Annotated in this window: 16 protein-coding genes and 1 pseudogene; 8 read left to right on the forward strand and 9 right to left on the reverse strand. The window is 63.1% G+C overall.

Annotated features, from left to right (window positions below; translation table 11 throughout):
• Positions 1 to 475 precede the first annotated feature (475 nt).
• Positions 476 to 2,449, reverse strand: a complete 1,974-nt coding sequence (locus RR_RS13605) for an aconitate hydratase (RefSeq protein WP_004958634.1) — start codon at positions 2,447 to 2,449, stop codon at positions 476 to 478.
• Positions 2,450 to 2,590: 141 nt separating this feature from the next.
• Between RR_RS13605 and RR_RS13610 the strand changes: the two are divergent.
• The 4 genes and pseudogenes from RR_RS13610 to RR_RS13625 form a co-directional block, all read left to right on the forward strand.
• A pseudogene (locus RR_RS13610) lies at positions 2,591 to 3,073 on the forward strand (deoxyuridine 5'-triphosphate nucleotidohydrolase); the annotation flags it as partial.
• Between the two features lie 222 nt (positions 3,074 to 3,295).
• Positions 3,296 to 3,955: a helix-turn-helix domain-containing protein gene (locus RR_RS13615; RefSeq protein WP_004958638.1), complete on the forward strand. Its 660-nt coding sequence runs from the start codon at positions 3,296 to 3,298 to the stop codon at positions 3,953 to 3,955.
• A 224-nt stretch (positions 3,956 to 4,179) separates the two neighbouring features.
• On the forward strand, positions 4,180 to 4,458 hold the full coding sequence (locus RR_RS13620; protein WP_011224062.1) for a HalOD1 output domain-containing protein: 279 nt from the start codon (positions 4,180 to 4,182) through the stop codon (positions 4,456 to 4,458).
• A 58-nt stretch (positions 4,459 to 4,516) separates the two neighbouring features.
• Positions 4,517 to 4,900 (forward strand): methylglyoxal synthase, encoded by a 384-nt coding sequence (locus tag RR_RS13625; protein ID WP_007189293.1) that lies wholly within the window; start codon positions 4,517 to 4,519, stop codon positions 4,898 to 4,900.
• Between the two features lie 29 nt (positions 4,901 to 4,929).
• Here the strand turns inward: RR_RS13625 and queC are convergent, their stop codons facing one another.
• From queC to RR_RS13645, 4 genes are all read right to left on the reverse strand, one after another.
• Positions 4,930 to 5,628 carry a 7-cyano-7-deazaguanine synthase QueC gene (gene queC / locus RR_RS13630; RefSeq protein WP_011224063.1) on the reverse strand — a complete coding sequence of 233 codons (699 nt, stop codon included), beginning with the start codon at positions 5,626 to 5,628 and terminating at the stop codon, positions 4,930 to 4,932.
• Between the two features lie 19 nt (positions 5,629 to 5,647).
• Complete coding sequence (locus RR_RS13635; protein ID WP_011224064.1) at positions 5,648 to 6,430, reverse strand: 7-carboxy-7-deazaguanine synthase QueE; 783 nt, start codon at positions 6,428 to 6,430, stop codon at positions 5,648 to 5,650.
• A complete protein-coding gene (locus tag RR_RS13640) occupies positions 6,430 to 6,879 on the reverse strand; it encodes a 6-pyruvoyl trahydropterin synthase family protein (RefSeq protein ID WP_011224065.1) in 450 nt (149 codons plus the stop codon). The genes RR_RS13635 and RR_RS13640 overlap by 1 nt, the downstream gene beginning before the upstream one ends.
• Before the next feature lie 231 nt (positions 6,880 to 7,110).
• Positions 7,111 to 7,401, reverse strand: coding sequence for a hypothetical protein (locus RR_RS13645; RefSeq protein ID WP_007189296.1), 291 nt, complete (start codon positions 7,399 to 7,401; stop codon positions 7,111 to 7,113).
• A gap of 141 nt (positions 7,402 to 7,542) precedes the next feature.
• Between RR_RS13645 and RR_RS13650 the strand changes: the two genes are divergently transcribed.
• Positions 7,543 to 7,917: a response regulator gene (locus RR_RS13650; RefSeq protein ID WP_004958661.1), complete on the forward strand. Its 375-nt coding sequence runs from the start codon at positions 7,543 to 7,545 to the stop codon at positions 7,915 to 7,917.
• Positions 7,918 to 8,019: 102 nt separating this feature from the next.
• Entirely contained in the window at positions 8,020 to 8,709 is a 690-nt protein-coding gene (locus RR_RS13655) for a hypothetical protein (protein WP_049938968.1), read from the forward strand.
• Between the two features lie 465 nt (positions 8,710 to 9,174).
• Here RR_RS13655 and RR_RS13660 read toward each other — a convergent pair whose 3' ends face one another.
• The gene (locus RR_RS13660; protein ID WP_011224068.1) at positions 9,175 to 10,503 is read right to left on the reverse strand and encodes a M28 family peptidase; all 1,329 of its coding nucleotides are present in this window, start codon (positions 10,501 to 10,503) and stop codon (positions 9,175 to 9,177) included.
• Positions 10,504 to 10,565: 62 nt separating this feature from the next.
• A complete protein-coding gene (locus RR_RS13665; RefSeq protein ID WP_011224069.1) occupies positions 10,566 to 10,898 on the reverse strand; it encodes a hypothetical protein in 333 nt (110 codons plus the stop codon).
• Positions 10,899 to 11,009: 111 nt separating this feature from the next.
• Here RR_RS13665 and RR_RS13670 point away from each other — a divergent pair, with 111 nt between their 5' ends.
• Together RR_RS13670 and RR_RS22830 are read left to right on the forward strand one after the other, a co-directional pair.
• Entirely contained in the window at positions 11,010 to 12,077 is a 1,068-nt protein-coding gene (locus tag RR_RS13670; protein ID WP_011224070.1) for a zinc-dependent alcohol dehydrogenase family protein, read from the forward strand.
• Between the two features lie 125 nt (positions 12,078 to 12,202).
• Positions 12,203 to 12,352, forward strand: coding sequence for a hypothetical protein (locus RR_RS22830; protein WP_011224071.1), 150 nt, complete (start codon positions 12,203 to 12,205; stop codon positions 12,350 to 12,352).
• A 9-nt stretch (positions 12,353 to 12,361) separates the two neighbouring features.
• Here RR_RS22830 and RR_RS13675 read toward each other — a convergent pair whose 3' ends face one another.
• Together RR_RS13675 and RR_RS13680 are read right to left on the reverse strand one after the other, a co-directional pair.
• Positions 12,362 to 12,679: a 2Fe-2S iron-sulfur cluster-binding protein gene (locus RR_RS13675; protein WP_007189301.1), complete on the reverse strand. Its 318-nt coding sequence runs from the start codon at positions 12,677 to 12,679 to the stop codon at positions 12,362 to 12,364.
• Between the two features lie 22 nt (positions 12,680 to 12,701).
• The gene (locus RR_RS13680; RefSeq protein ID WP_011224072.1) at positions 12,702 to 14,096 is read right to left on the reverse strand and encodes a selenium-binding family protein; all 1,395 of its coding nucleotides are present in this window, start codon (positions 14,094 to 14,096) and stop codon (positions 12,702 to 12,704) included.
• Between the last annotated feature and the right edge of the window lie 42 nt (positions 14,097 to 14,138).

A 14,138-nucleotide genomic window follows, 5' to 3' on the forward strand; every position in this document is an offset into this window, starting at 1 on the left:
CAGGACAAAGTTAGAACTCCGGAAGGTTCTTTAGTCTGACGAGTCTATCTATAAGCGCACCCATTTTGGGTGCCACCACCCCCACCCCCACCCCTCTTTCCAAACTTTTCCATCGCTGCCGAGTTGTACTAGACGTAGGTTCTGCCAGAGCCGACTGCAGGCGTCGGAATGAAGGCGTCCCCCGGCTACGGAATGGGTATCATATCTCTGGCGCTGGTGCGGTTTTAGTATCCTGTTATCTGAAGGAAACGTGGTACTAGGCTTCGTTTCTCGATAAAAAACCGCGGTCAGAAGGCGACCGCGCTGTCTCACGGCGCAAAGCGCCGTTCGACCTGAAATCGATTCCTCGCTACGCTCGGAATCGCTCCGTCGCGGGTCGTTCCTCCCCGTCGTCGGGCGGCGATGCTGCCCGACTGCCTGCGGGACCTACGGTCCCGCTCCGCTCCGGAATCTGAGGTCGCTTCGCGACCTCACGTTAGTCGTCAGCAGGTGCAGCGCCGCCGTCGTCGTGCTGCTGCTTCGTGTGCGAGAGTTTGCCACCGGCGGCGAGGATCTCGCGTTCGCGCTCGGAGGCGTCAAGCTGGCCAGTCGCTTCCCAGTCGTCGTTCACGCGGATGGTGAACTCCGTCTGGCCGGACTTGACGGCCTCGGCCGCGTCGTCGACGACTTCGATGTCGTCGCCTTCCTCGATCTTCTCGTAGGTCTCCTCGTCGATGGTGAGCGGGACGATACCGAAGTTGAACAGGTTCGCCTTGTGGATGCGGGCGAAGCTCTGTGCAAGAACGGTCTCGATACCCAGGTACATCGGGCACAGGGCCGCGTGTTCACGCGAGGACCCCTGACCGTAGTTCTCGCCAGCGACGAGTACGCCGCCGTCTGCTTCGAGTGCGCGCTCCGCGAACGTGTCGTCGACGCGCGAGAGCGTGAACTCGGAGAGCTTCGGGACGTTCGACCGGTACATCAGGATGTCCTGTGTGGCCGGGATGATGTGGTCCGTCGTGATGTTGTCCTCCATCTTCAGGAGGGCTTCACCACCGACTTCGGTCTCAAGCGGGTCCTTCAGCGGCACGTCGCCGATGTTCGGGCCCTTGATGAGTTCGTCGTCGACGGCGTTGTCCGGCGCGATGAGGTCCGATTCGGAGTTGCCGATGTACTGGTCGGGCATCTCCAGACCGGGTGCCTCGAGGTCGCCGAGTTCGTCGGCGAGGTCTCGCGGGTCAACGATTTCGCCTTTGATGGCCGCCGCGGTGGCGACTTCCGGCGAGCAGAGGTAGACGTTGTCGTCCTCGATACCGGAGCGACCCTCGAAGTTGCGGTTGAACGTCCGCAGGGAGACGGAATCGGAGGCCGGGACGTGACCGATGCCGATACAGGCACCACACGTCGCCTCGGAGAAGTTGACGCCAGCGGCCATCATCTCCGCGGTCCAGCCCTCGCGGGCCAGCATTTCGGAGGCCTGCTTGGAGCCGGGGGCGACGATCATCTCGGTCTTCTTGTCGATGTTGCGCCCTTCCAGCATCTTCGCGGCCGGGAGGATGTCCTCGTAGGCGCCGTTCGTACAGGAACCGATCATGACCTGCTCGACGTCGACGCCCTCGACCTCGGAGACCGGCACGACGTTGTCAGGCATGGACGGCTCGGCGATGAGCGGTTCGAGGTCCGAGAGGTCGACGACGATTTCGTCGGCGTACTCGGCATCCTCGTCGGGGCCGATGTCCTCGAAGACATCCTCGCGGCCGAGGCGTTCGAGGTAGTCCTTGGTCTGGTCGTCCGTCGGGAAAATCGACGAGGTGGCACCGAGCTCGGTCCCCATGTTGGTGATGGTGGTCCGCTCGGGGACGGTCAGCGTCTCGACGCCGGGACCGGTGTATTCCAGCACCTTGCCGACGCCGCCCTTGACCGACAGCCGGCGGAGCAGCTCCAAGATGACGTCCTTGGCAGTCGCCCATTCGGGCAGTTCGCCTTCGAGGCGGACGTTGACGACTTCCGGCATCTCAATGTAGTAGGCGCCGCCACCCATCGCGACGGCGACGTCGAGGCCACCGGACCCGATAGCGAGCTCGCCGAGGCCGCCGGGGGTCGGTGTGTGGGAGTCGGACCCGAGCATCGTCTTGCCGGGTGCAGCGAAGTTCTCCTTGTGGACGTTGTGACAGATACCGTTGCCGGGGCGCGAGAAATGGGCCCCGAACGTGCCTGCCGCAGAGCGGAGGAAGCGGTGGTCGTCGGTATTCTTAAAGTCGAACTGATAGGTCTGGTGGTCACAGTACTGGGCGGCCAGTTCCGTCTGAACCTCTTCGAGGCCCAGCGCTTCGAACTGCAGCCAGACGAGTGTCCCGGTCGTGTCCTGTGTCAGCACCTGATCGATCTCGATCCCGATCTCTTCTCCGGGTGTTAGCTCCCCTTCGACGAGATGGTCGTCGAGAATTTTTTCCGTAAGCGTCTGTCCCATAACGTGCGTCAATGGATGGCGCGGCGGTATAAATCCCGCGTATTCCGTCGTATTTTTCATATAAAAATCCGTGCCGTCGGTCACTCAGAAGCGAGTCAACAGGCCGGGACAGCGGTCGACCAGACCGGCAGGTCTTTCCACGACACTCGCACAGAACCGCGTATGTTCAAGAGTGGGCGGTTCGTCGCTGATGCTCTCGGCGACCTGAGAGACTCGCAGGTGCAACCGAACGGCGTCGACCTTACGCTCGGTGCACTCTACGAACAGGTCGAGCCGGGGCGCATCGAACGCGGCGACAAAACTGTCGGCGAGCGACAGGAAGTTGAGCCCGACGACGGTGTCTATCACCTCGACCGGGGCGGCTACATCGTCGAGTACGCCGACCGGGTCGTCATTCCGGATGGCCACATCGGCTTTCTCCTCCCGCGGTCGTCGTTGCTCCGCAACTCCTGCATGCTTGATACGGCTGTCTGGGACGCCGGTTACGAGGGGCGAGGCGAGGGGCTACTGGAGGTCCACCACCCAATCGAACTCGAACAGGGCGCGCGGATCGCACAACTCGTGCTCGCTGACGCCGCTCACGAAGGGACGTACGAAGGGTCGTATCAGGGTGAAAATCTCTGAGATGTAATCGCAGTCCCAGACGTGTCTCATCGTCCGAGACATGGTAGGCCATGCTGTGAATTTAAGTGGATTTCCTGAGTGCTATCGATTGGTGCTTGAAGCAACTATACCCCGGTCCACACTGCCGTTAGCCTTCAGTACCCGGAAATTACACAAGCACCGTTTTCAGGTACGACAACTGTCTGACCGGGGTTTATCATCGTTGCTGCGTGACAGTGAGACATGATAGTAGAATTTCACATCGATGCCCCCCTCTTGCAGCGAACAGCTGAAACGCTGAGTAAAGCAGCGATACGGATACAGCGACTTCACTGCGAGAGCGGCGACTGCCGTGCCGTCGCCTGGATTGGCCCCGTCGAACGGCCCGCCATCGAAGCGAATCTGGCCCAGGACGAGAGTATCACCGACTATGCCCATGTAGCGGCAGAAGGAGATGGTCACTGGTATACCCTGCATACAACTGATACGACAATCGACACGATCGGAGAATCGTTATTAAACGCGGACGGGTTCCTGCTCGGTGCCGCACAGACCGGCGATGACTGGGTGTTTCGAGCCCGGTTCCCCGAGAAGAGTTCCGTACTGTCGTTCCGTGACACACTCGTGGCCAGTGATATCAACATCGACATTCAGACTATCACTGACGACACGGAAGCCTCCCCACAGTTCGGCGTGACGGACCCACAGCGAGAAGTGCTGTTGCTCGCGCTCAATCGTGGGTACTTCACCGTCCCGCGGGAGTCGTCCCTCTCGGACCTCGCCGCGGAGCTCGGTATCTCCAGTCAGGCCGCTTCAGAGCGGCTCCGGCGGGGGACGCGAACGCTGGTACAGAACACGCTGGCGGCCCCTGAACGGCCGCTTGTCGGCTCACCGCCGGAGTAATCGGACCAGGAACGGCTTCCGGCTGGTGAAAAGCGAGGGTGGTGGGACGCTGACCCGCTGTGAGAACCGGGTCTGGGGGCGACAGATTGCCGAATAGCTGTGTTTTGCGTCGTTTGAGCTGACGGTGCGTGACGTAGCGTCTGGTCTGTCATCGGCACGCCGGTTACTTCAGACAGTGAAACTGCTCATCCGCTGTTATAAGAGAAGGGAGCGTATGGTAGGATATGAGCTCGAACGAGGGGACTGTGTATATGCTGCGAAACCGGGCCACGGAGGGGTCCAACGACTGGGTGAGCCCCGAACCCGCAGAAGATGTTATTGCCGATGCGGTACTCGAAGCGACAGATCTGGATGCAGATGATATTGACGAGCTGGATACATACGTCAACAGCGAGTCACTCCGTGCGGTCGTCGGGGAGAGGACGACGGAGTCGCTGACGTTCACTGTCGAAGGACACGAGGTGACGATAACGGCTGACGGTGAGGTTTCTGTCGACGGGTAACGGGCGCTGACACGTCCCCGTCCAAATGACATAAGACGGTGGCCCGAGAGCCCAAGGTATGACCCGCATCGCGCTCATCGCACACGACGACGAGAAGCCCGAGATGATCGACCTGGCACAGAGTTACGAAGCAACGCTTTCGGAGTTTGACCTCGTCGGGACCGGCACGACGAGCAAGCGCATCATGGCAGAAACTGACCTCACAGTCGAGCGCAAAGAGAGCGGGCCGATGGGCGGCGACACGCAGATCGGCGCGGAAGTCGCTGAGGGCCGGATGGACGGCATCGTCTTCCTCCGGGACCCGCTGACGGCACAGCCCCACGAGCCGGACATCTCGGCGCTCCTGCGCATCTGTGACGTTCACGACGTGCCGCTGGCGACGACGCGGGCCTCTGCAGAATACATCCTCGAAGGGCTGGCACAGGACAGAGCCGACGACTAGTTCCGCAGTCGACACCGCCTACAATCTACTTACTCAGCGTACGTCGGTCGCTCCGCGTACTCGATGGGGTCCCGTTCCCCGATTCGCTGGAAGGCTTCGAGCCGGAACGCACAGGCGTCACAGGTCCCACAGGCCGGTTCGTCGTCCCGGTAGCAACTCCAGGTGTCCGCGTAGGGGACGCCGAGTTCGACGCCGCGCTCGGCGATGTCGGTCTTGGACCACTCGACGAAGGGCGCGACGAGGGCGATGTCAGTGTCGGGCTTCGTTCCGGCGTCGATGACGCCCTGAAAGGCGTCGAAGAAGGCGGGCCGACAGTCCGGATATCCCGAGAAATCCTCACTGTGTGCGCCGATGAAGACGGCTCCGCAGTCGTTGGCCTCGGCGTAGGAGACCGCCATCGAGAGGAGGTTCGCGTTCCGGAACGGGACGTACGAGGTCGGAATCTCGTCGCTGTCGGTGTCAGCGTCCGCTACCTCCATCGAGTCGTCGGTCAGCGACGACGCGCCGATCTGGGTGAGGTGGCCGGTTTCGACGTGGAGGAAGTCAGCCGCGTCGACGTGGTCGGCCAGCGCGCTGGCACACTCGTACTCCCGGTCCTCGGTGTTTTGCCCGTAGCTCGTATGCAGCAGGTACAGGTGGTCGTAACCGCGGGTCTGTGCTTCGTAGGCCGCCGTGGCGCTGTCCATGCCGCCCGAGGCGAGCACGACAGCGCGGGTGTCATCAGTCATCTGTTGTCGGTCAGGTCAGTCAGGTGCCCGGTGCGTCGTTCCAGAGGTCGACGTGGAGTCGCGGCGTGTATCGGTAGCCGTGCTCCAGCGCAAGGTCAGCGACCGTCTCCCGGGTCGCTTCGAGCTGGTCTCGCGTCTGGCCTTCCGGCATCAGCAGCACGTCGTCGTCACGAACGCAGGTAGACGCGGCGTCGCGGAGTCGCTTGAGGAGGCGCTCGATTTCGGCCATATCCTCGCGCCCTGTGACGACGAACTTCAGTTGCGTGTCGTAGGTTTCGACGAGTTCGGCCAGCGTCGGCACGTCGAGCCGGCGCTCCTCGTGGCGGTCCGCCCACTCGCCGTTACCGTCGGGGTCGCGGTCGGCCGTCGGCGTGCTGGAGGCCAGTTTCGGGCTGACACTGGCGAGGTCGATAGGGGCGTCCGGGACGACGGTCCCGTTGGTCTCGACCGTCGTGTGATACCCCCGGTCGGTCAGCCGTGCCAGCAAGTCCTCGCTCGAATCGTGAATGAGCGGTTCGCCGCCGGTCAGGACGACGTGGTTGGCGTCGTACTCCTCGATAGCCGCGAGCACGTCATCGACGGTAAACCAGTCATGGGTCGGCTCCCACGAGGTGTGATAGGAGTCACAGAACCAGCACCGCAGGTTACAGCCGCTGGTCCGGACGAACACGCTCGGGACGCCCGCCAGTCGGCCCTCGCCCTGAAGGGACTGGAACAGTTCGTTGATGGGGAGGTCACCCGACTCTGCGTCGGCGTCGGTCCCCTCGATATCGACCCCGGGCGCGTCGTTTGCGACCGGCATCAGCGGATACAGAGTTCGCTTGTCTCCCGAACAGAGACGGCGACATCCGACACGGTCTCGGGGAGGCGGTCGGCGAGGCGCTGTTCCAGTATCGCCGCCATGACCTCGGCTGTCGGCGGGTGGTCGAGGACGACCACGGCGTCGCCGTCGCCGCTGGAGTCAAAGGCCTCGACCAGTGGGTCGCCGGCCTCAAGCAGGAAACGGTGGTCCCACTCGTCGATTACGTCCGTAATCTCGCCCTTGTCGACGACCCACCCCTCATCGGTGAGTTCGCCGGTGACGCGGACGGTTACTTCGTAGTTGTGTCCGTGCGGGCGCGAGCATTTCCCGTCGTGATGGAGCAATCGATGGCCCGCAGAGATCCGGAGCGGCCGGTCACCGCCGACGACGAGTTCGCGTTCGCCAGCGTCGGCGAGTGTGTTATCGGCCTTCGATAGTCGCTGAGACATATCACGGTATTATCGGTCGGTGGCTTAACTCTCACGGGAACTGGCCCGCAAGTGTCTCGGTAACACGGAACTGAGATAGAAGGGACTTCAGTAGTCATTCTCCGACAGTATGCGTGCAGTGGCGGACGCGCATCGAGAGCAAATAGACAGTAGCTAATCGGACAGCGTTCACCGCAGGATGGTGCTCAGCAATCTCCAAAGCCGGTTCCGCGTCTTAGTATGGGTGCCAGATTACTCAGAGATTGTTCCGTCGTCAACGGCCGCAAGTCGTCGGTTCATCGCTCGGAGATACTCGGCGGCAGCGTCGGGATCGTCGGTATCGAGCGCGGTGTACACTTGCTCACAGCCGTGGAGCAACTGCGAGCGCAACTCACACTCCGGGAGTTTGTTCCGGCTGACCGTCTCGACCGTCGCAACCGTCTGCCGAGCCGTATCGAACTCCGCGCCGCTGATCGCCGTCTCTCCCTCTTCAGCGAGTTGTGTCAGCACCGCGTGTACGTCGCTGGGCAGATCTCTGGACACAGACGCTGTTAGGTATGCACAGTGATAACGGTCGTGTTGAATGCACAGCGGAAAACGCGGCACAAGCCCCAGACGACAGTTATGATTGCTTCCGAGATGCACTGACGGTGGTTTTAATCTGTCCTGTCCCTAGCGTGTACTATGACGACCGATCGGCTGTTATTGGTCGAAGACAGCGATTTTCTCGGGACACAACTACAGGACGCACTTCGGGGCTACAATTTCGCCGTCGCCGTCGTTTCGACTGCCCGTGAAGCAGCACGACACGTTGCCCAGAACGAGGTCGACTGTGTCGTAACGAACTACGACCTGCCGGATGAAACTGGTATTGCGCTGGCCAGGGATCTACCCGACTCACTGCCGGTCCTCCTGCTGACAACGACCGAACTGAAATCGATTGCGGCCGAGGCGCTGGAGGCCGGTGTAACCGATTTCGTGCACAAAGACAACATTGTCGGAGAGATGAATATCGTGGCCAATCGGGTCTCCGTGGTAGTCCGTGCAGGCCGGGAGTGACCTCGAAACACGGCAGTCGGCAGCGGTGGCCCATGTTGCGAGGGACTATCGGTGGCGAACATCGGCGTAAGGGATAGGTCACTGCAGCCCACAGAGTCGGGTGTGACACGACGTGCCGTCGAACGAGAGTTCGAACGTTACCTCTCGCAGTTCGTCGACGAGACGTACGCGGCGTTTGACGTGGCAGCCGTGCTACGCGGGTCAAACGGGAGCGGAGGCCGCGTTGCGGGCAAACTGCTGAACAACAGCCGCCCACTAGAGCGCCACGTCATCCGGCCGAAACTCCAGTCCTACCAGCAACAGATACTCGACCAGCTGGAGCCGGTGCTCGATTACGCCGCCACTGACGCGGCGTTCGACACCTATGCTGACGAAGTGCTGGCCCGGGACATCTACTGGGACGCGCTCCGGGACACCGTCCGTGGCGACCGACGAGACCAGATTCGGGAGCGACTGCTGGCCCGCCAGCAGTCGTTTGGCGATGACCTCGAACCGCTGGTGGCCGCCGACAGCGACGACTTCTGGACTGCTGTCACCGACGCATACGACCAGGAGATGGCGACGGATATTGTCCAGACACACTTCGAGTTCTCCGTCCCACTACAGGAGGACCAGAACGCCTTCGCCTTCGAACTAAGCATCGACCCCGGCGAGGTACTGGGCGGTCTCGCACGGGCCCTCCCCACGCTCGATGTCGAGTTCACCGACGAGGCATTGCGATCGATGCGACGGGCTGAACAACAGGTCATTCCGTCGGCGAAGGCTGACGTAGAACAGGCGTACGAGTCATAGAACCCTCGTCGCCGGATGTCGGTTTCTACAGTACGCGCTCCCGGCTGGTGTTCCTCAGAAGTTCAGTCCGAAAGTGGACACGACGGCCGCCTTGGCACGTGGACGGCCGTCGCGTCAGGTATTGGTGTTGGTGTTGACTGACGACGGCAGGGATGGTTTACTCACGTCGGCTCGGTCTCGGACTCCGCGAGACCGAATAGCATGGGAGCTTGGCAGCGAACGCCGGTGACAGCGTTCACATGCGGGCTTCAGTACGTAGACCAATCGACCTGCCATCGATTTCCATGTACCCATATGGTAAATAACCTACGGAATATGTTACTTCTATACTGAGTAAATCATTATAGTCCGCCGTCAGCGACTAGAACACCGGAACGCAGGTGGGGTCGAAAATACTAGAAATCTGGTAATTCTTTGGCACAGGTCACGGGAGTCGAACGTGGCGGTGAAGCGGGCGGCGTCGCGTCAATCGCCGAAAGGCCAATCTCCTGTAATCCGCATCCCTTCGGCGAGGTTCTGTGCTTCGAGCGCATTGGCGATCTCCGCGGGGTCTTTGTGAGCAGGCCGTGCAGAGTCGTCCGCAAGCGCCACAGCAAGTTCGGTTAGAAGGACGGCCTGTTCGCGGAACGTCCGGGGTTCCAGTTTGTCCAGCGTATCGGCGTGGGTGTGGCCCCAGCCACGTCCCTCGCCGCCGGTTTCGCTGGTCACGTGATAGCCGGGGACGCCCCGCTGCACGAACGGCCAGTGGTCGCTATGGGGGCCTTGCTCCGGCGTGAGCGAAATGGGGTGGTCAAGGCGGTCAGCCACGTCCTCGGCAGCGGCGGTAAGTGCGTCGAAGCCGTGGGTGTAACACTTCAACGTGCGACCCTGAACGACGCCGTCGAAGTTGAGCACGGCCGTTACGTCGTCGAGGGTAGTTTCGCCGGCCAGCCGATTCGAGCCGACAAGTCCGACCTCCTCGGCACCGAAGGCGACGAACTCCACGCGCGTCGCCAGTTCGTCCTCGCGGCCGGCCAGCGCGCGGGCCACCTCAACGACCATCGCCGTCCCGGCCCCGTTGTCCATCGCCCCTTCCGCGATGTCGTGGGCGTCGGCGTGGCTGGTCACCAGCAGTCGCTCGTCCGTGTCCGGTCCCAGTTCGGCGTGGACGTTCTGGCTCGTCGCCTTGGGGGTCTCGCAGTCGACGCTGAGGGTGACGTTTTCCCCGGCGTATCGGCGAGCCAGCCGTGCGCCCGTCTCGCTTGCGACGCCGATAGCCGGAATCTCGCCGATTGGTGCGTCCGCGGTGCCGACGCTCCCGGTCGGTGGCAGCACGCCGTCGACGTGGTTACGGTAGATGAACCCCGCGGCTCCCGCCTCGACAGCGTGGTAGTACTTTTCCCGCCGGTGGATATACCGGTCGTACCAGTCTGGCACGTCCGAGCGGGCCAGCACTATCTGGCCCTCGCAGTCAGCGTCTTCGAAATCCTCTGGGAGACCGTGACCGACATCGACCAGTTCGCCGGTCACCTCGCCGGCCGGCGACCGCGGGAGGGCGATGCACTCGTGGGCCTGTGTCGCCACCGGTGACCCGCCGGCGTGGACGGCGCTGTCGCCCCGCTCCCAGCCCTGTATCCCGAACTCAGAGAGCCGAGCGTCGCGGGTGTATTCCGCCAGCGCGTCTCGGGTCGCTTCTGCGGCCGCCCGTTCGCCGCCGCTGCCCGCCATCCGGTTCCCGATGTCGACCAGCGTCTCCAAGTGGTCCCACCCGACCGTGCTGGTGAACGTTTCTCCGATCCAGTCAGTGTCGTCCATACGTCTCGGTGGGGCCGTGCCGGCTTTGAAATTGGGGGTCGCCGAGCCGAAATCGGCGGCGGTTACGACGACGCGAGCGGGCCGTATCGACTGGTGAGTCCATATCCAAGAACAGCCAGTGCAGTGACAGCGAGGCCGAAGCAGAGTAAGGAAAGAAGCAAATCAAGCGGCGTGACGGCTATGACCGGCTGGTTCAAGAGGCGGTAGAACGCCGAAAAGAGCCCGCTACCGAGGACACTCGCGGCGAGAAACCCGCCGAAACTGGCGAGCCCGACGGCAAAGGCGGCGACGGTGCAGTACCGCTGGGACAGGTCGCGCCGTCTGGCGTCGGCGTACACCAGCGCGGTGACCGCTGGCGACACGAACAGGGCGACGACAACCGGGAGGAGGGTCATACCCGGACAGTTGGCTGCAGGGCTACATAAGACCGGCTCCCGGTAACTGGCCGCTCAGCAGTCCGGGGTTGCCGTCCTCGGTATTTTATCCGGGCCGCGCGAAGCAACCTCATGCGCGCGGCAGTGCTTGAGGCGTACGGCGAACCGCTGGCCGTCCGGGACCGCGACCCGCCGACGCCGAACCCGGACGGGGCCGTCGTCGCGGTCGAGGCGTGTGGGATCTGTCGGAGCGACTGGCACGCCTGGCAGGGCCACGGCGACTGGGCCGACGACGACGTGCCGATAGGGCAGGTGCTGGGTCACGAACCGGCGGGTCGCGTCACCGCAACGGGCAACCAGGTGACGACAGTGTCGGTCGGCGACCGCGTCGTCGTGCCGTTCAACCTCGGCGACGGGACCTGTGGCTACTGCCGGAACGGTCACGGCAACGTCTGTACAGACGGGTGGGCGCTGGGCTTCGAATCCGATGCGCCGGGCGCGTTTGCCGAGCAGGTCGCCGTCCCGCAGGCCGACTACAACCTCGTGGGGCTGCCCGACGGCGTCAGCTCCGACGCCGCGGCGGCGCTTGGCTGTCGATACGTCACAGCGTTCCACGCACTGGCCCATCGGGCCGATATCGCCGCCGGGGACCGCGTCGCGGTGCATGGCTGTGGCGGCCTCGGGCTGGCAGCCGTCCAGATCGCGTCGGCACTGGGTGCGAGCGTCATCGCCGTCGACATCCGGGACGAGCCGCTGGCGATGGCCCGTGACGCGGGCGCAAGCACCGTTGTCGACGCCAGCGCTGTCGAGGACGTGCCGGCGGCCATCGAGGGCGAAACGGACGGCGGCGCGGAGGTGTCCGTCGATGCGCTGGGCCGAGCCGAGACCTGTCAAAACAGCGTTCGGAGCCTCCGCCCACGGGGGACACACGTTCAGGTCGGGCTGACGACCAACGCCGAGCGCGGCGAGGTGGCGCTGCCGACCGACTGGATTACCCGCTGGGACATCGACGTGCTCGGCTCTCGCGGGATGCCGCCGTCGCGGTACGACGAACTCCTCCGACTGGTCGCTGACGGGCCACTCGACCCCGGTGCGCTCGTCACTCGCCGAGTCGCGCTAGAGGCGGTTTCGGAGCGGCTGGCGGCGATGACCGACTACGGAACCGACGGCATCGAACTGGTGACAGAGTTCGGTCGGTAGCGGGTACGCTTTTCCCGCTTCAGCCTGACCACCCAAGCATGTCCGACATACTGCGTGACGCTGTCGTCAACCCAGTCTAGGACGCCGTCCCGTTTCTGGTCATCACCGTCCTGTGGGTTCTCGTGATGCTCGTCCTCTACGGCCTCTTTCTCGTGACCAAGCCGGGCAATATCACCTACGACGCCTGGGTGCACGCGACGGTGTTCGTCGTCCCGGCTATCGGGTTTCTGGGGCAGGTACTCCAGCAGGCGCTGTCAGGCCAGCACCGGGCCTAAGCGGCCCCGTCACTTCCAGGGGTTCGGGACCAGTTCTGCTTGCACCGTTGCACCGACAGCGAGATGCGTGTCGGTCGTCGGCTCGGCGATACAGAGCAGGACGTAGCCGTCCGCCAGATGCCGGTCCTTGAGCGCCCGCGGCGGGCGGTGATGGACCACATCGCCGGACAGCAACCGAGCAGTACAGGTCCCACAGGCGCCAGTCCGACAGCCAAAGGGCAGCCCGATATCCGCGGCCGCCGCGGCATCGAGTATCGTCTCACCGTCCGGCACCGCAATCGTCTCGGTGCGCTCACTGTCCCGCCAGTCCAGCAGGACCTCGGTCATCGGCTGTCCAGCCACACCATCGTCATTGCCACACGTCGCTGGTGCAGTCCCCGTCGGGCCACCGAATCTCGTGGGCACGAGCAGGGCCTTCGGGGAGGTCGCCGAAATCCACGAGGAAATCCCGATCCAGCGACATCGTTCCCGTTCGCGGGTCCACGTCGGCTTTGAGCATCACTGACCCCTTCTCGGCTTCCTCGGGGAAGAACTGGTTGTCCCACGAGGAAAACAGTGAGGTCGTCCAGTACAGCCGCTCGCCGTCGAGCGAAAGCTGGAGCATCTGCGGACCCGCGACGATATCACGACCCTGAACCTGTTCGATGTCGCCGAAGTAGCCGCCAATAGAGATGGAATCCGCCTTTCGGGGGTTGGAGGGGTCCGAGATGTCGTACATCCACACCTCCCCGTGGAGCCAGCTCGACCCGAAGAGGTAGCGGTCGTCCATCGAAATGAGGATATCCGTCACCAGTGCCGGCACCGGCATGTCCCAGCCTTCGTGCTCGCGGTCGTCGAACTCGATGACCGGCTCGGCGTGGTACCTGCCGTCCGACTCGTGGAAGTGAATGATATTCGAGGACAGCGCCGCGCCAACGTAGCCGTGGGTGCTCTCGGGCGTGTGCAAAAAGCGGGCTTCCAGCGGAATCAGGCCGTCCTCGCCAAGGTCGATGGTCTGCTCGATGACACCGTCTTCCCAGTCCCAGAAGTTGAGCCGCTGGCCGTACTTCCCGTCCTCGACATCGTCCAGATCGAAACCGGGGTAGTAGGTTTTCGGGGCGGCCCACTCCGTCGACAGCATCACGTTCTGGCGGGGCTGGTACCAGTAGTCGTAGTTCATCTCGATCTCGCCGGGCGGGTCCCACCGCCCCTGCACCTCGAAGTCGTCGTTCAGTTCGAGGAAGCCGCCGGGCAGGTCGCCGTCGGCGTCGCCCAACATGGAAATCAGAATCTCACCGTCGGGGATGCAGTGGACGGTGTGGGGCGCGGAGAGGTCGTGCTCGTACACCTCTTCCGGTTCGATGACTTTCGTCAGTTCGGGGTCGCGGCGCTCCTTTGTGTCGACGATGTGGATGCGCGAGGACCGCTGACCAGGAATGACGAGATGCCGGCGCTCCAGCCCGTCCATATGACACGAGGAGGAACAGGCGTTCCACCCGAAGTGGTGGAGTTCATCGCCCTTGTTCGGCATCTGGACCCGATTGATTATTTCGCTGTAGGTGTCGGAGTCGGGATCAAGGTCAACGACAGCCAGAAAGTCCGGCGCGTCGACATCCTGACCGACGTGAAGCCCCATCACGTACGCGGTCTGTTCGGGTTCGGCCGCCTCGATGGCGGCCTGCGGAGTGGCATAGCCCGGCCCTTCGTGATCGTGGTCATGGTGGTCGTGTGTCTCGCTCTCGGCTGGCTGCTCTGCATCACTCATGCGTGTTAGTTACAGACACATTACATTTTATCAACGTGTTCC

Source organism: Haloarcula marismortui ATCC 43049, from assembly GCF_000011085.1.
Taxonomy (GTDB): domain Archaea; phylum Halobacteriota; class Halobacteria; order Halobacteriales; family Haloarculaceae; genus Haloarcula; species Haloarcula marismortui.